The 15,321-nt window shown below is 71.4% G+C and carries 14 protein-coding genes; 8 read left to right on the top strand and 6 right to left on the bottom strand.

Translation table 11 applies throughout. From position 1 onward, the window contains the following. The first annotated feature begins 6 nt into the window (after positions 1 to 6). Together ACVHNB_RS06630 and ACVHNB_RS06625 are read left to right on the top strand one after the other, a co-directional pair. Positions 7 to 1,398, top strand: coding sequence for an FtsW/RodA/SpoVE family cell cycle protein (locus ACVHNB_RS06630; RefSeq protein WP_456227601.1), 1,392 nt, complete (start codon positions 7 to 9; stop codon positions 1,396 to 1,398). Continuing rightward, complete coding sequence (locus ACVHNB_RS06625; protein ID WP_428952326.1) at positions 1,395 to 2,867, top strand: penicillin-binding transpeptidase domain-containing protein; 1,473 nt, start codon at positions 1,395 to 1,397, stop codon at positions 2,865 to 2,867. Before ACVHNB_RS06630 ends, ACVHNB_RS06625 begins: the two co-directional genes overlap by 4 nt. Positions 2,868 to 2,872: 5 nt before the next feature. On the opposite strand, the gene ACVHNB_RS06620 is transcribed toward ACVHNB_RS06625, so the two are convergent. After that, positions 2,873 to 3,988, bottom strand: coding sequence for a ferritin-like domain-containing protein (locus ACVHNB_RS06620; RefSeq protein WP_456227600.1), 1,116 nt, complete (start codon positions 3,986 to 3,988; stop codon positions 2,873 to 2,875). 124 nt (positions 3,989 to 4,112) lie between these two features. Here ACVHNB_RS06620 and ACVHNB_RS06615 point away from each other — a divergent pair, with 124 nt between their 5' ends. The 5 genes from ACVHNB_RS06615 (at position 4,113) to ACVHNB_RS06595 (ending at position 8,497) form a co-directional block, all read left to right on the top strand. After that, positions 4,113 to 5,051: an AurF N-oxygenase family protein gene (locus tag ACVHNB_RS06615; RefSeq protein WP_428952328.1), complete on the top strand. Its 939-nt coding sequence runs from the start codon at positions 4,113 to 4,115 to the stop codon at positions 5,049 to 5,051. A 110-nt stretch (positions 5,052 to 5,161) separates the two neighbouring features. Then, positions 5,162 to 5,887: a TetR/AcrR family transcriptional regulator gene (locus ACVHNB_RS06610; protein WP_428952329.1), complete on the top strand. Its 726-nt coding sequence runs from the start codon at positions 5,162 to 5,164 to the stop codon at positions 5,885 to 5,887. 10 nt (positions 5,888 to 5,897) lie between these two features. Continuing rightward, on the top strand, positions 5,898 to 6,173 hold the full coding sequence (locus ACVHNB_RS06605; protein ID WP_428952330.1) for a hypothetical protein: 276 nt from the start codon (positions 5,898 to 5,900) through the stop codon (positions 6,171 to 6,173). A gap of 196 nt (positions 6,174 to 6,369) precedes the next feature. Beyond that, positions 6,370 to 7,506 carry an NlpC/P60 family protein gene (locus ACVHNB_RS06600; protein WP_456227599.1) on the top strand — a complete coding sequence of 379 codons (1,137 nt, stop codon included), beginning with the start codon at positions 6,370 to 6,372 and terminating at the stop codon, positions 7,504 to 7,506. 382 nt (positions 7,507 to 7,888) lie between these two features. Then, a complete protein-coding gene (locus ACVHNB_RS06595) occupies positions 7,889 to 8,497 on the top strand; it encodes a DUF4232 domain-containing protein (protein ID WP_456227598.1) in 609 nt (202 codons plus the stop codon). A gap of 67 nt (positions 8,498 to 8,564) precedes the next feature. Here ACVHNB_RS06595 and ACVHNB_RS06590 read toward each other — a convergent pair whose 3' ends face one another. From ACVHNB_RS06590 to ACVHNB_RS06570, 5 genes are read right to left on the bottom strand one after another with little or no spacing between them, the layout of a single operon-like run. Then, the gene (locus ACVHNB_RS06590) at positions 8,565 to 9,821 is read right to left on the bottom strand and encodes a styrene monooxygenase/indole monooxygenase family protein (protein WP_428952333.1); all 1,257 of its coding nucleotides are present in this window, start codon (positions 9,819 to 9,821) and stop codon (positions 8,565 to 8,567) included. A 42-nt stretch (positions 9,822 to 9,863) separates the two neighbouring features. After that, positions 9,864 to 10,493, bottom strand: coding sequence for a GTP-binding protein (locus tag ACVHNB_RS06585; protein ID WP_428952334.1), 630 nt, complete (start codon positions 10,491 to 10,493; stop codon positions 9,864 to 9,866). After that, the gene (locus ACVHNB_RS06580) at positions 10,474 to 10,878 is read right to left on the bottom strand and encodes a DUF742 domain-containing protein (RefSeq protein WP_324766390.1); all 405 of its coding nucleotides are present in this window, start codon (positions 10,876 to 10,878) and stop codon (positions 10,474 to 10,476) included. Before ACVHNB_RS06580 ends, ACVHNB_RS06585 begins: the two co-directional genes overlap by 20 nt. Continuing rightward, a complete protein-coding gene (locus ACVHNB_RS06575; protein WP_428952335.1) occupies positions 10,875 to 11,366 on the bottom strand; it encodes a roadblock/LC7 domain-containing protein in 492 nt (163 codons plus the stop codon). Before ACVHNB_RS06575 ends, ACVHNB_RS06580 begins: the two co-directional genes overlap by 4 nt. Beyond that, on the bottom strand, positions 11,363 to 14,056 hold the full coding sequence (locus tag ACVHNB_RS06570; RefSeq protein ID WP_456227597.1) for a nitrate- and nitrite sensing domain-containing protein: 2,694 nt from the start codon (positions 14,054 to 14,056) through the stop codon (positions 11,363 to 11,365). The genes ACVHNB_RS06575 and ACVHNB_RS06570 overlap by 4 nt, the downstream gene beginning before the upstream one ends. 475 nt (positions 14,057 to 14,531) lie before the next feature. Between ACVHNB_RS06570 and ACVHNB_RS06565 the strand changes: the two genes are divergently transcribed. After that, positions 14,532 to 15,320, top strand: coding sequence for a protein phosphatase 2C domain-containing protein (locus ACVHNB_RS06565; protein WP_428952337.1), 789 nt, complete (start codon positions 14,532 to 14,534; stop codon positions 15,318 to 15,320). Position 15,321 lies beyond the last annotated feature (1 nt).

Here is a 15,321-nt window from a genome sequence, read left to right as displayed (position 1 = left end):
CCCGCCATGACCGGTTCAACGGGCTCGGCAGGAACGAAAGCACCGTCCTCGGTACCCGCCGTCCGCGTCCCCCGGCGCCGGGGCACCGAACTCGCCCTGCTCGTCCTGGCCGTGCTGCTCAGCGTCTACGGCTACTGCGACGTCGGGCTCGCGAAGAACGGCACCGTCCCGCCCGGCGCCGCCGGTTACGGCGCCGGGCTCGGCGTGCTCGCGCTCCTCGCGCACCTCGCCGTCCGGCTGCGCGCCCCGTACGCGGACCCGCTGCTGCTGCCCATCGCGGTGCTCCTCAACGGCCTCGGCCTGGTGCTGATCTACCGCCTCGATCTGGAGACCCCCAGCGACGAGGCGGCCCCCACCCAGCTGATCTGGTCGACGCTCGGCGTGGGCCTGTTCATCGCGTTCGTGGTGTTCCTGCGCGACCACCGGGTGCTCCAGCGGTACGCGTACCTCTCCGTCGTCGCGGCGCTGATCCTGATGATCCTGCCGATCTTCTTCCCGGCCGTGAACGGCGCCCGGATCTGGATCCGGATCGGCGGCTTCTCCATCCAGCCCGGCGAGTTCGCCAAGATCCTGCTCGCGATCTTCTTCGCCAGCTATCTCGCGGCCAACCGCAACGCCCTCAGATACACCGGCAGGAAGATCTGGAAGCTGCAACTGCCGACGATGCGGGTGTTCGCGCCGATCCTCGCGATCTGGCTGATCAGCGTCGGTGTGCTGGTCCTGGAGACCGACCTCGGCACCTCGCTGCTCTTCTTCGGCCTGTTCATCGTGATGCTGTACGTGGCGACGGGGCGCGGCAGCTGGATCGCGATCGGGCTGCTGCTCGCCGCCGCCGGTGCCTTCGTGGTGGCGTCCTTCGAGCCGCATGTGCACAGCCGCGTCGAGGACTGGCTGCACCCCTTCGCCTCCATCGACGCGGGCAACGGGCCCGGCCAGCTCGCCCAGTCGCTCTTCGCGTTCGCGGCGGGCGGCATGCTCGGCGCCGGGCTGGGCCTCGGTCACTCGATCCTGATCGGCTTCGCCGCCAAGTCCGACTTCATCCTGGCGACGGCCGGTGAGGAGCTGGGCCTGGCCGGCCTGACCGCGATCTTCCTGCTGTACGCCCTGCTGGTGGAGCGCGGCTACCGGGCCGGGCTCGCGCTGCGCGACCCGTTCGGCAGGCTGCTGTCCATCGGCCTGGCCTCGATCGTCGCGCTGCAGGTCTTCGTCATCGCGGGCGGTGTGATGGGGCTGATCCCGCTGACCGGTATGGCGATGCCGTTCCTCGCGCAGGGCGGCTCGTCGCTCGTCACCAACTGGGTCATCGTGGCGATCCTCGTCCGGGTCAGCGACCGGGCCCGCGGCTCGCTGCCGCCCGAGAGCCCCGCGAACGCCGGCACGGTGGAGGCCGCCGCATGACCAAGTACATCCGCCGCGCCTCGGTCTTCTGCCTGGTCCTGCTGGTCGCGCTGCTCGTCAACGCGGCCCGCGTCCAGGTCTTCCAGGCCGAGTCCCTCGACGACAACGCGGCCAACCGCCGCTCCACCATCCAGCGCTACGACCAGCCGCGCGGCGACATCCTCGTGGGCGGCAAGCCCGTCACCGGCTCCCGGGACTCGGGCCAGTCCCTGCGCTACGAGCGCACGTACAAGAACGGCCCGCTCTACTCCCCCGTCACCGGGTACGCCTCACAGACGTACGGCACGACGTTCGTCGAGAACGCCGAGGACGACATCCTGTCCGGGACCGATCCGATGCTCTCCCCGATCCCGTTCTGGAACGACATCTCCCGCACCCAGGATCCCGGCGGCAACGCGGTGACCACCATCAACGCCGCCGCGCAGCAGGCCGCGTACGCCGGGCTCGGCGGCAAGAAGGGCGCGGTCGCGGCCGTCGACCCGGCGACGGGGAAGATCCTGGCGCTCGTCTCCACGCCGTCGTACGACCCGGGGGACATCGCGGGCACCGGCTCGGCCACGACGGGCGCGTGGGCGCGGCTGATCGCGGATCCCGACCAGCCGATGCTCAACCGGGCGATCCGGCAGACGTATCCGCCCGGTTCGACGTTCAAGGTGGTCACGGCCGCGGCCGTGCTGGAGAACAACGTCGTCAACGGTGTCAGCACGCCGACCGACACCCCGTCCCCGTACACGCTGCCGGGCACCACCACCCAGCTGGCCAACGAGTCCGCGTCCGCCGCCTGCGAGGACGCGACCCTGGAGTACGCGCTCCAGGTCTCCTGCAACACGGTGTTCGCGCATCTCGGGGTCGAGGTCGGTCTCTCCGACATGGTGAAGATGTCGGAGAACTTCGGCTTCAACGACAGCGGGCTCAGGATCCCGATGACCGCCGCCAGGTCCAACTTCGACACGGACATGAACAAGTCGCAGCTGGCGCTCTCCTCCATCGGCCAGTACGACACCGCGGCCACGCCGCTGCAGATGGCGATGGTCTCGGCGGCCGTGGCCAACGGCGGCACGCTGATGTCCCCGCACCTGGTCGACCGGACGACGACCAGCGACGGCGACACCGTCGCCACCACCGGCAGCAAGACCTACAAGCAGGCGATGTCCCCCTACACGGCGACCCAGTTGCAGCAGATGATGGTCGACGTGGTGACGAAGGGGACCGGCACGAACGCGCAGATCCCCGGGGCGACGGTGGGCGGCAAGACCGGCACCGCGCAGAACGGCGTGAACAACGAGGGCGTGCCGTACGCCTGGTTCATCTCCTACGCCCAGGCCGACGACGCCTCCCAGCCGCAGGTGGCGGTCGCCGTGGTGGTGGAGGACGCGGCGGCGGACCGGGCGGACGTCAGCGGCGGCGGCAGCGCGGCGCCGATCGCCAGGGCGGTGATGGAGGCGGTGCTCAACTCCGCCGACCAGTAGGGTCCTTACGTCGCCGCGCCCTCCGATCCCGCGCTGATCGCCGCGTCCACCTCCGCGACCCGGTCGTGCTCCTCGGCGGCGAACCGCTCCGCGTCCAGCTTCTCGGCGATCTCCTCGTCCTGCGCCATGAGCAGGTCCAGGTTCGAGTCGCCCATCTCGAAGACCCCCAGGTCGACGTAGGCCTGTTGGAGGCGCTTGCCCCACAGGCCGATGTCCTTGACGCAGGGCACGATCCGCGAGAACAGCAACTGCCGGAACAGCGCGAGGAATTCGGACTGCTCGGTGTACTCGTCGGCCTGCGCCTTCGGAATACCGAAGTCCTCCAGGACCTCCACCCCGCGCAGCCGGTCGCGCATCAGGTAGCAGCCCTCGATGACGAACTCCTCGCGCTCGCGCAGTTCGGCGTCGGTGAGCTGCTTGTAGTAGTCGCGCAGCGCCATCCGCCCGAAGGCGACGTGGCGGGCCTCGTCCTGCATCACGTAGGCGAGGATCTGCTTGGGCAGCGGCTTGTCGGTGGTGTCGCGGATCATGCCGAACGCCGCCAGCGCCAGCCCCTCGATGAGGACTTGCATGCCCAGGTACGGCATGTCCCAGCGGGAGTCACGGAGCGTGTCGCCGAGCAGGGCCTGGAGGTTGTCGTTGATCGGGTAGAGCATCCCGATCTTCTCGTGGAGGAAGCGGCCGTAGATCTCCGCGTGCCGCGCCTCGTCCATGGTCTGGGTCGCCGAGTAGAACTTGGCGTCGAGGTCGGGCACGGACTCGACGATGCGCGCCGCGCACACCATCGCGCCCTGCTCGCCGTGCAGGAACTGGCTGAACTGCCAGGAGGCGTAGTGCTTGCGCAGCTCGCCCTTGTCCTTCTCGGTCATCTTCGCCCAGTGGGGCGTGCCGTACAGGGACATCGCCTCGTCCGGGGTGCCGAGAGGGTCGTACGGGTCGACCTCCAGGTCCCAGTCGATGCGTTTGGCGCCGTCCCACTGCTTGTCCTTGCCCTTTTGGTAGAGGGCGAGCAGACGGTCGCGCCCGTCGTCGTAATCCCAGCTGAAGCGGGCCGAACTGGCCGACGGTACCGACCAGTTGGGCTCTTCTGGCGCCCTGGTGTACAGCTCATGCGTCGACATACCGGCAGGCTCACACGGTGGTAGACGCGGGGTCAACAAGTCGTGCGCAAGGGATTGACGCCCTTGCTGACAAGCAGTCTCATAAAAGTGACCGCCGGTAACCCTCACGGAAGCGGGACGTGCCATGACGACCATGACGGAAGCCGAAGCGCTGGAAGGGCTGCGTGACGCGCTCGGTCTGCTCAAGGACCGGGAGCAGGTGGCCGAGCGGCTGCTCGACTCTTCCGCCAAGCACTCCTTCGACCCGGACAAGGAACTGGACTGGGACGCGCCGTTCGAGGACGGCAAGTGGTTCTGGCCGCCGGAGCTGGTGTCGCTGTACGGCACCCCGCTGTGGAAGAGGATGAGCGAGGAACAGCGGATCGACCTGTCCCGGCACGAGGCGGCGGCACTCGCCTCGCTCGGCATCTGGTTCGAGCTGATCCTGATGCAGCTGCTCGTGCGGCACGTCTACGACAAGGCGGCGACGAGCGCGCACGTCCGGTACGCCCTCACCGAGATCGAGGACGAGTGCCGGCACTCCAAGATGTTCGCGCGGCTCATCACGCGCGGCGAGACGCCGCACTACCCGGTGGCCCGCGTCCACCACCATCTCGGCCGTCTCTTCAAGACGATCTCCACGACGCCGGGTTCCTTCACGGCGACGCTGCTCGGCGAGGAGATCCTCGACTGGATGCAGCGTCTCACCTTCCCGGACGAGCGCGTCCAGCCCCTGGTGCGTGGCGTGACGCGCATCCACGTGGTCGAGGAGGCCCGCCATGTCCGGTACGCGCGTGAGGAGTTGCGGCGTCAGATGGTGACGGCGCCGCGCTGGTCGCAGGAGTTCACGCGCCTCACGTCCGGCGAGTTCGCCCGCGTCTTCTCGGTCGCCTTCATCAACCCCGAGGTCTATACGAACGTCGGCCTCGACAAGAAGGAGGCCATGGCCCAGGTCAAGGCGAGCGGCCACCGCCGCGAGATCATGCAGACCGGGGCGAAGCGGCTCACGGACTTCCTGGACGACATCGGGGTGCTGCGGGGCGTGGGGCGGCAGCTGTGGCGGTCGTCGGGGCTGCTGGCCTGACAGCCGGGCGGGCGCCGCCCGGGGATGCGGTCCCCGGCGCGGTGGGCTCCGCCGTCCTGGCGGGGCACAGCCTGGACGACACCCGGAAGGAGCCGGTTACGCTGCCAAGCATGACCTCCGCGACCGGCACGCCCGCCTACAGAAGGCTCAGCGTCGAGGAACGGCGCGCCCAGCTCCTCGAAGCGGCGCTGTCCCTGTTCGCGCACCGCGCCCCCGAAGAGGTCTCGCTCGACGACGTGGCGGAGGCCGCGGGCGTCTCGCGGCCGCTCGTCTACCGCTACTTCCCGGGCGGCAAGCAGCAGTTGTACGAGGCCGCGCTCCGCTCCGCGGCCGACGTGCTGGAGCAGTGCTTCGCGGAGCCTCCCGAGGGTCCGCTCACCTCCCGCCTGACCCGCGCGCTCGACCGCTACCTGGGCTTCGTCGACGGGCACGACATGGGCTTCGCGGCGCTGCTGCAGGGCGGCAGCGTCGTGGAGACCTCCCGCACGACGGCGATCGTGGACGGGGTGCGCCGGGCCGCCGCCGACCACATCCTCAGCCATCTGCCGGTGGCCGAACCCGGCCCGCGGCTGCGCATGACGGTCCGCATGTGGATCACCGCGGTCGAGGCGGCCTCCCTGATCTGGCTCGACGAGGACAAGCAGCCGCCGCTGGACGAGCTGCGGGACGGCTTGGTCGACCAGTTCATGGCGGTCCTCACGGCGACGGCGGGCCGAGACCCTCAGACGGCCGAGGTCGTCCGCGACGCCCTCGCCCTGGAGACACCGGACGGCCCGGTGGGCGAGCTCGCGCGGCGCGTGCTGCCCGTGGTGAGTGACGCGGCGCATCTGTTGTGACACTGGTGACGTGAAGAGCGAAGACATCCCCTTTGTCGGCGGCCCCCTGGACGGACGGACGCTGCCCGTCCTGGTGACCGCCACCGGCAATCCGCCCAAGGTGTACAAGGTGCCGGTGCCGGGCCCGGACGGCGAGCCCGGCACCGTGCTCGTGTACGTACGCGAACCCGTCCCCGGCACGAAGGCCGTCCGGCTGCAGAAGTGGCGGTACGCGTTCGTGCCCGACGGGAAGGTGGAACGGGCCGTGCGGTGGCCGTGGTCGAAGAGGCGTGACGGCGGGGCGTGAAGGCGGCTCCGCGATCGGGTTCGCCGACCAGGTGAAGCACCCCTCGTGGTGGGGCCGTAAAGAAGGCTCGCCGGGGGACCTCCGGAGGAGTGGTGGAGTTGCGCCGAACCGCGCAGCCTGCCGCGTGGACCGGATGCCGGTCTGTTGATGTACACGGTGCGGGGCACAAACGCTGCCCGGCGCCGGAGGTGATGAGGTGTCAGTCAGGCTGGTGCGGTGGGTGTGCACGGCGGCCGTCGCGGGGGTGCTGCTGGCGCCGGGGCCGGCCGACGCGGTGCCGGAGCCGGGCGGGGAGAAGTCCGTGGCCGAGCTGCTGACGGATCTTCAGGCGCTGTACCAGGAGGCCGAGGAGGCCACCGAGACGTACAACGCCACCGAAGAGGAACTGAAGGAGCGCCGCAAGGAGGCCGAGGCCCTCGCCAAGAAGCTGGCCACGGCGCGCGGCTCGCTGCACAGCAGCCGGGTGGCGGCGGGGCGCCTCGCGCGGGAGCAGTACCAGGGGCGCAGCGAGATCTCCCCGTACGTGCGACTGCTGCTGGCCCGCGACCCCGAGCACGCGCTCGACCAGGGGCGGGTGATCCTGCGGGCCGCCAAGAAGCAGGAGGCCACCGTCGACCGGCTGGTGGGCGACGAGAAGAAGGCGGACGGGCTGGCCACCGAGGCGCGGGCCGCGCTCGACCGTCAGATGGGGCTTGCCGAGCGGCAGAAGAAGGACCGGGACGCCGTGCAGAAGCGGCTGAAGGACGTCGAGGAGCTGCTCGCCTCGCTCACCGCCGACCAGCTGGCCGAGCTGGCGCGGCTGGAGGACGCGGGGATGGCGAAGGCGCAGCGGTCGTTCATGGCGTCGGGGGCGCTCAGTTCGGTCGGCCGGTCGCCGTCGAGGGCCGGGGACGCGGCGCTGTCGTACGCGGTGCGGCAGATCGGGAAGCCGTACGTGTGGGGCGCGGAGGGGCCGAAGGCCTTCGACTGCTCCGGGCTCACCTCGCAGGCGTGGGCGCACGCGGGGCAGGTGATTCCGCGGACGTCGCAGGAGCAGTGGGCGACGCTGCCGCGGGTGCCGCTGTCCGAGCTGCGGCCCGGTGACCTCGTCGTGTACTTCCCCAAGGCCACGCATGTCGCGATGTACCTGGGCGACGGGATGGTGGTGCAGGCGCCGCGGCCCGGGGCCCGCGTCAAGGTGTCGCCGATCGCCGCGAATCCGCTGCTCGGGGCGGTGCGGCCGGATCCGGGGGCCGGCCCGATGACCGGTTACCGGGCGCCGGAGCTGCCGGCCGGGGCCCTGGACGGCGGCGACACCGGGTACGCCGCGGCCGGGGCGCCCGGGGACGAGTGACCACCGGCCGCATGCGGAACAGGTGAGTCCACCGGGTCCGCCGAGTGCAATGCCCGCCGCGTCACGGAACTGTCCCGGCGTCCGACAGCCGCCCACGTCCGGGCGGGAACAGGGGAACGGGGCGCCGGACGGGCGTCGCCGCCGGGGCGGGGGCGGCGCTCGGGCCCATGTCACGGGCCGAACTGGGGTACGAGCCGGGGTGCTTCGCCGGGTTCCGGCGACGCACCGCCGGCCCGGGATCCACCCACCCCGCGCAATCGCATGTAACAGGCATGTACAAGGCGGCGGCCGGACGGAACGGCCCGGGGGCCGGGCGGGGTCCTCATGGTCAGCAAGGCTCGCTCGTACCGAGCAGCAGGTACCGACCGCAAAGGAAGAAACGATGCGCGCTCGCAAGCTCACCCTCGCCGCCCTGGCCCTGACGGCGGGCCTCTCGCTCACCGCCTGCCAGGGCAGCGGGGATTCCGCCGCGGGCACGAACGACTCCGCGTCCGCCTCGTCCTCGTCCTCGGACGGCGCTAACGCCACGAGCACCGGCGACGACGCCACCGGCTCGCAGGCCGACGAGGGCAGCGGCGGCGGTCAGATCAACACCGGCCCCTGCAAGACGGCGAACCTCGACTTCGACTCCGCTCACGGCATGGGCGAGGGCACCCTCATGGTGAGCTTCAAGAACACCGGCGACGCCTGTTCCCTCAAGGGCTTTCCCGGCGTCGACCTGAAGGCCGCGAACGGCGGCGGCTCGATCAGCGCCGGGCGCAGCGGCCTCGCCGCCCCTGTGGTCGTCCTCAAGAACGGCGAGGAGACCCGGTTCACCCTGCACTACCCGCGCAACGACAGCGGCGGCAGCGGCGTGAACTTCACCAGCATGGTCGTCACGCCGCCCAACGAGACCCACTCCAAGACGCTGCCGGTCGCCGTCAACCTGCCCGTCTCGGACAAGGCCGACAGCTCCGTGACGGTCGACCCGGTCGGCACCGGCAAGCAGTGACCGAGCGCTTCGCACCCGGCGGCCCGCCGCGGCGAGGGACGACTCCTCGCCACGGCGGGCCCGGTCGTCAGGCTCCCGTCAGCGACGCCAGATAGGCGCCCGTCTTCTCGGGCTCGTAGAAGAAGTTCTCGAAGTCGGACGGGTCGTTGAAGCCGTTCGCGAAGCGGTCGGCCGCCGGCTGGAGCTGGCCCGCGGCACCGATCAGGTTGAGGACGTGCTCAGGCGGGGCCTGGAGCATCGTGTTCGTCCACTTCGTGACGTGCTGGGCGGTGTCCCAGTACCGGTCGAACGTCGACTGCATCCACTCCTCGTCGAACGGCTGGTCACCGCGCTCGACGATCGAGGCGAGGTACGCGGCCGCGCACTTGGACGCCGAGTTGGAGCCCTGGCCGGTGATCGGGTCGTTGGCGACGACCACGTCGGCGACGCCCAGGACCGCGCCGCCGCCGGGCAGCCGGCCGACGGGGTTGCGGACGGTGGGGGCGTAGCGGCCGGCCAGCGTGCCGTTGGCGTCGGTCAGTTCGACCTTCGTGGCGCGCGCGTACTCCCAGGGCGTGAACTTCTCCATCAGCTCCAGGGTCAGCGCCAGGTGCTCGGAGGGGTCCTTGACACCCTTGAACGCGTCGAGCGGCCCGCCGGGGATGCCCTCCCAGAAGAGGATGTCCGCGCGGCCCGTCGTCGTCAGCGTCGGCATGATGAAGAGCTCGCCGACACCGGGCACGAGGTTGCAGCGCACCGCGTCGAAGTCCGGGTGCTCGGGGCGGACGCCCAGGCCGTGCACGTAGGCGACCGCGAGGGCCCGCTGCGGCTCGCTGTACGGCGACCGGGACGCGTCGCGGCCGAACATCGAGACCAGTTCGCCCTTGCCCGCGGAGACCAGCACGAGGTCGTACGTACGCGAGAAGTAGTCCAGGTCGGAGACGGCGGCGCCGTGGATCACGAGCTGGCCGCCGCGCTGCGCGAACGTCTCCATCCAGCCGGCCATCTTCACGCGCTGGTCGACGGACTGGGCGTAGCCGTCGAGCTTGCCGACCCAGTCGATGGCGCGCTGCGAGGGGCCGGGGTCGAAGGAGCCCGGGGCGGCGACGGAGACGCCGAGGCCCTCGATCTTCGGGGCCTGCGACTCCCAGAAGTTGAGCTGCAGGTCGCGCTCGTGCTGGAGCGCGGTGTGGAACATGCACTGCGTCGACATGACCCGGCCGGAGCGGACCTCGTCGGCGGTGCGGTTGGACATCAGGGTGACCTCGTAGCCGTGGGACTGCAGGCCCAGGGCGAGCTGGAGACCGGACTGGCCGGCTCCGACGACGAGTATCTTCCGCGACATACGACTGCCTCTAACTGATAACTGGCTTACGGACAGGGGAAGTTATTCGGGGGTGGCGTCCAGGGCGTGACCGACCAGGGCGAGCAGCGTCTCGATCGCCGATATCCGGCGGCGCGCGTCCATGATCAGCACGGGTACGTGCGGCGGCACCGTGAGGGCCTCCCGCACGTCGGCAGCCTCGAACTCCTCTGATCCGTCGAAGTGGTTGACGGCCACGACGTACGGCAGTCCGCAGCTCTCGAAGTAGTCGAGGGCGGGGAAGCAGTCCGACAGGCGGCGGGTGTCGGCGAGGACGACGGCACCGATCGCGCCGCGCACCAGGTCGTCCCACATGAACCAGAACCGCTGCTGGCCCGGCGTGCCGAACAGGTACAGGACCAGGTCGTCGTCGAGCGTGATGCGGCCGAAGTCCATGGCCACGGTCGTGGTCGTCTTGCCGGGCGTCGCGGTGAGGTCGTCGGTGTCCTCGCTCGCCTGGGTCATCAGCGCCTCCGTCTGGAGGGGCTGGATCTCGGAGACGGCGGTGACCAGGGTCGTCTTGCCGACGCCGAAGCCGCCCGCCACCACGATCTTCGTGGCGATGGGGGCCCTGGTCCGGTCCGTCTGCCAGGGCTGCAGCTGCTCCTCCTCGCCGGGGAGTCCGGCGAAGAGCTCAGAGACGGCGGAGTCCACTCAGCACCCTTTCCAGGAGCGCGCGGTCCGGCTGTCCCGGGCCGTGACCGGTTCCGTACACGCGGATCTTTCCCTGGTCGGCGAGGTCGCTCAGCAGGACGCGGACCACGCCCAGGGGCATCTTGAGGAGCGCGGCGATCTCGGCGACCGTGCGCATGCGGCGGCACAGCTCGACGATGGCCCGCATCTCCGGCATGACGCCCGCCAGGGTGCCCTTGCCTATTTCGAGGCGCTCGTCGGGCCCTTCGATGGCGGCCGTGCTCGCGATGAACGTCTCGACGAGCAGCACGTGCCCGAAGCGGGTGCGGCCGCCGGTCAGGGAGTAGGGGCGTACGCGGGCGGGTTTGCGGTCGCCGCCGCGTACCGGAAGTTTCGGACTGGTCACCGGGTGCTCTCCATCGACTGGCGCAGTTCGCTGCGGAGTTCGGGCGTCAGGACGTGCCCGGCACGGCCGACGAAGAGCGCCATGTGGTACGCGACGACGCTCATGTCGCAGTCCGGGGTGGCGTGCACGCCGAGCAGGGAGCCGTCGCTGATGGACATGACGAAGAGGCTGCCCTCCTCCATGGCCACCATGGTCTGCTTGACGCCTCCGCCGTCCATCAGCTTGGCGGCGCCGATGGTGAGGCTGCCGACGCCGGACACGATGGTGGCCAGGTCGGCGCTGGAGCCCTTGGGGCCGCCGCTGTGGTCGACGGGGGCCTCGCTGTTCCTTCCCGGGTCGGAGGAGAGCAGGAGCAGCCCGTCGGACGAGACGACCGCGACGGAGAGGAGCCCTGGCACCTCCTCGACCAGATTGGTCAGCAGCCAGTGCAGATTGCGTGCTTCGGTGCTGAGCGCGGGGTTGTTGAGTGCAGGGTGGGGCGCAGTCAACTGCTTGCCTCCTCGGCTGTGTCCCCCTTGGCTTCTCCACTACGTTCCTGTGCTCCGGCCCTGGTCGTGGCCGTACCGTCCTGGATCTCGGCCTCCACGTCGCGCCGGCCCTCCTGGGCGCCGCGGTGGAAGCCGCCGAGCCTGCGGCGCAGCTTGTCCGCGTCGACGGAGCCGGTGCGCGGCTTGGGAGCGGCGGCGGGCGCGGTCACCTTCGGGGTGCGCTTGGGCAGCCCCTTGTCGGTGAGCCGCTCCCGCTGGGGGGTGTGCTGCGGCGGGACCTCGGCGGCGGGCGCGGGCGTGGTCTCCGCCTCGGCCGCGGGTTCGGCGGGGCTCTCGTCCGGGGTGCGCTCGTGGGTGTCCGGCTCGGGGACGGCGGCCGTCAGCGGGGCGACGAGCTCCATCGTGGTCTCGGACTCGGACTCCGCCGGGGCCGCGGCGCCGGACTCGGCCTCGCGGACGGCCTGTTCGGCGGCCTCGATGAGCGGGTCCGCGGCGTCCGGCGCCGGTATCGGCGCCGTCACCGGGTCGGCGGAACGGCCGCTGAGCACATTGGAGTTGGCCTCGGCCTCGGAGCCCGGCAGGTGCACCGCGGGCGCCCCGCCCGGCACCGGCACGGCCGGCGGCGAGGCGACGGCGGGCACGGCGGCGAGCAGTGTGGTGGGCAGCACGACGACGGCCGCGACACCTCCCTGCTTCTGCTCGCGCAGGCGGACCCGCAGCCCGTGCCGCGCGGCGAGCCGCGCGACGACGTACAGGCCGAGCCCGAGCCCGTCGGCGTCCTCCGGGTCGTGGGCCTGGTCGGCCGAGAAGGAGGAGAGCCGCGCGTTCAGCTCGCCCATCTTCTCCTCGGTCACGCCGATGCCCTCGTCCTGGACGGAGAGCATGACCTCGCCGTTCTCCAGCAGCCAGGCGGAGACCTCGACGGCGGCGTCCGGCGGCGAGAACGACGTGGCGTTCTCCAGGAGTTCGGCCACGAGGTGGCTGAGGTCGTCGGCGGCGAACCCGGCGATGTGCGCGTGCGGCGGCAGCGCGGCGATGCGGACCCGCTCGTAGCGCTCGATCTCGGAGACGGCGGCGCGCAGCACGTCGACGAGCGGCACGGATCCGGCGTGCTGCTGGCCGTGCTCGGCGCCGGCGAGGACCAGCAGGTTCTCGCTGTGGCGTCGCATGACGGTGGCGAAGTGGTCGAGCTTGAAGAGGGTGGCGAGGCGCTCGGGGTCCTGCTCGCGCTCCTCCAGGCCCTCGATGACGCCGAGCTGCCGCTCGACGAGTCCGAGGGTGCGCAGGGCGAGGTTGACGAACGTGCCGTGGATGGAGTGCCTGGCCCGCTCCAGCTGCTCGGTCGCGGCGGCGAGTTCGGCGCGCAGCGCGTCGCGGTCGTCGGCCATGCGCTGGCGCTCGCCGATGAGGTGCTTGCGGTCGGACTCCAGGGTGCCCTGCCGCTCGTGCAGGGCCACGGCGTGCGCGTGCAGGGCGTTGACGGAGCGGACGACCTGGGCGAACTCGTCGTTGCGCCCGGTGAACTTGACGGGTTCCTCGGTCGCCGGGGACCCGGCGACGCGGGTGGAGCCGATCCGCAGCACGGCGAGCGGCCGGGTCAGCGACCGGGCCGTGCCCATGGCGAAGCCGACGGCGGCGAGGAGACAGACGCCGACCAGCGCGATCCGGATCTCGAGGCCGGTGACGTCGTCGTCACGCAGCTGCTCCAGCTGCTTGACGCGCTGGTCCCCGAGCGCGGACTCGGCGCCGCGCATCAGGTCGACGCGGGCGGTCAGGGCGGCGTCGACGCTCTTCTTGTTGTAGGCCAGCTCGTCGTCGGAGAGCGTCGGGGCGTCGGTGAGCCGCACCGCGTACTTGTCGGCCTTCGTGACGTCGGGCCCGGTGACGGTGGAGTCGAACGAGGCGACGGACGCGGCCGGGGCGGAGTCCCGGAAGTCGTCCAGGGCGGCCTGCTCGCGGACGCGGGCCTGCTGGGCGGCGGCGGTCAGTGCGTCGCGCTGCCTGCTGTCGGCGGAGTCCTCGTTCACGACGGTCTTCGGCAGCCCGGTGACGGGGTCGATGACGGTCGTGCCGGACGTCGACCGCGGCACGGAGTACGCGGCGAGCAGCAGGCCGCGCGCGGCGGAGGCCTGGTCGACGGCCCGGTCCAGGTCGGCGAGCGCGTGCGCGCCGGAGCCCGCGCGGGGCGGCATCGCGTCGGCCAGTTCCTCGGCGAGCCGGTGCAGTTCGGTGATGGTCTTGGAGTACGCGGTGTGCGCGTCCAGGGCGGAGCCCTTGCCGGTGAGGGCGGCGCGGCGGACGGCGGCGACGTCGTCGACGGTGCGCCGCAGCGAGCCGCCGGCGTCGACGCGCAGCTCGTCCACCTGCCGGTCGACACGGGCGCTGCGGGCCTCGCTCAGCCCTTGGCCTTTGGGGCGTCCGGCGGCGATGAAGGCGGTGACCTCGTCCCGCTCGTCGGCGAGGGCGTGCGAGAGCGCGAGCGCGCGCTGTGTCCGCTGGGCGTCGTCGACGAGTCCTTGTGACTCCCCGACCTGGCCGGACGCGGCCATGATGGCGGGGGCACCGGCGCCCGCGATGGCGGCGGCCACGACGGCGACGGCGACGATCAGCCGGTTCCGTACGCGGGCGCGCTTGCCCTGGGCGACGGGAGCGGCAGGGACGGGAGCAGCGGCGACGGGGGTGTCGGGCACGCCGGAGGCCGGAGCCGGCCCCGGACCGCCCGCACCGGGCGTGGTCGATTCCGAGCCACCCGCACCGTCCGGCCCATCCAGCCCACTGGCCTTGTTACCGCCGGAGGTGTTCCGCACCTGGTGCTCGCATTCCTGACTCGTCGTACGCATGGGCCCAGGTGACGGTCCGTCAACACACGCGCCCTGCTGGGATGGCTCCTGACCATTCCAGTGCCGTTGAGCAGGGGGCGCACATCACCTTGCCCGCCACCCGAAGGAGTGAACATCGACGGGGAGTTGAGGGGCAAGTTCCCCCGGCACGGTCACGAGTCCTCCACGGTGCGCCGGTTGGACGTCCTTCACAGGCTTTGGCAAGATGCCCCGCCGCGCCCCGTCGGAGTCGATCATTCCGCCCCAAAACCGGCGTCGACCTGCTGGTGCAGGCCAACTCGCGGCGATCGGCCGGCCCCGTGAAGACCTCGTGCAGACTGGCCGAATGCGCATCGAACTGACCACCGAACCCGGTGACCCCGCCCGCCCGAACGAGGACTACGCATCGGTGGCGGTTCCGGCCTCCGGACAGGGCGGATCGCTGGTGGTCCTCGACGGCGTCACACCGCCGGCCGGCGACGACGGCTGCCTGCACTCCGTCCCCTGGTTCACCGCCCGACTGGGCGGCGCCCTGGCCGAACTGTCCAGTTCGCGGCGGGATATGACGTTGCGTGACGTCCTCGCGGCGGCGATCGCCCGGACCGCCGGGGTTCACCGCGAGACCTGTGACCTTTCTCACCCGCGCACTCCGCAGGCGACCGTCGTCCTCGCCCGCTGGGACGCGGACCGGGTCGAGCATCTGGTGCTGTCCGACTCGGCGCTGCTGGTCGAGTCCCCGGACGGCACGGTGACCGCACTGCTCGACGACCGCCTCGACCGGGTCCCGCGCACCTCCCTGGTCTCGGACGAGGTGGCGGACGCGACCGTACGCAACAAGGAGGGCGGCTTCTTCACGGCGGCGGCGGACCCGTCGGTGGCGGACCGGGCGGTGACCGGCGCACTCCCCCGCGCCGAGGTCCGGGCGCTGGCCGCGCTGACCGACGGGGTGACGCGCTGGGTGGAGAAGTTCCACGAGGGCGACTGGGCCGAGCTGTTCGCGCTGGTGCGCAAGGAGGGAGCGGAGGCGACGGTGGCCCGGGTCCGCGCGCTGGAGGACGCGGACGCGCAAGCGCGGACGTATCTGCGCCGCGGCAAGACCCACGACGACGCGAGCGTCGTGTACGCGGAGCTGTAGC

The organism is Streptomyces sp. YJ-C3, from assembly GCF_053891275.1.
Note: the sequence above shows the minus strand (reverse complement) of the source record. Positions and strands in the feature narration are given on the sequence as shown.

Bases quoted from the DNA above. Each gene is read 5' to 3' on its own strand.
- ACVHNB_RS06630 (WP_456227601.1), top strand. From the start codon at position 7: ATGACCGGTTCAACGGGCTCGGCAGGAACGAAAGCACCGTCCTCGGTA.
- ACVHNB_RS06625 (WP_428952326.1), top strand. From the start codon at position 1,395: ATGACCAAGTACATCCGCCGCGCCTCGGTCTTCTGCCTGGTCCTGCTG.
- ACVHNB_RS06620 (WP_456227600.1), bottom strand. From the start codon at position 3,988: ATGTCGACGCATGAGCTGTACACCAGGGCGCCAGAAGAGCCCAACTGG.
- ACVHNB_RS06615 (WP_428952328.1), top strand. From the start codon at position 4,113: ATGACGACCATGACGGAAGCCGAAGCGCTGGAAGGGCTGCGTGACGCG.
- ACVHNB_RS06610 (WP_428952329.1), top strand. From the start codon at position 5,162: ATGACCTCCGCGACCGGCACGCCCGCCTACAGAAGGCTCAGCGTCGAG.
- ACVHNB_RS06595 (WP_456227598.1), top strand. From the start codon at position 7,889: ATGCGCGCTCGCAAGCTCACCCTCGCCGCCCTGGCCCTGACGGCGGGC.
- ACVHNB_RS06590 (WP_428952333.1), bottom strand. From the start codon at position 9,821: ATGTCGCGGAAGATACTCGTCGTCGGAGCCGGCCAGTCCGGTCTCCAG.
- ACVHNB_RS06565 (WP_428952337.1), top strand. From the start codon at position 14,532: ATGCGCATCGAACTGACCACCGAACCCGGTGACCCCGCCCGCCCGAAC.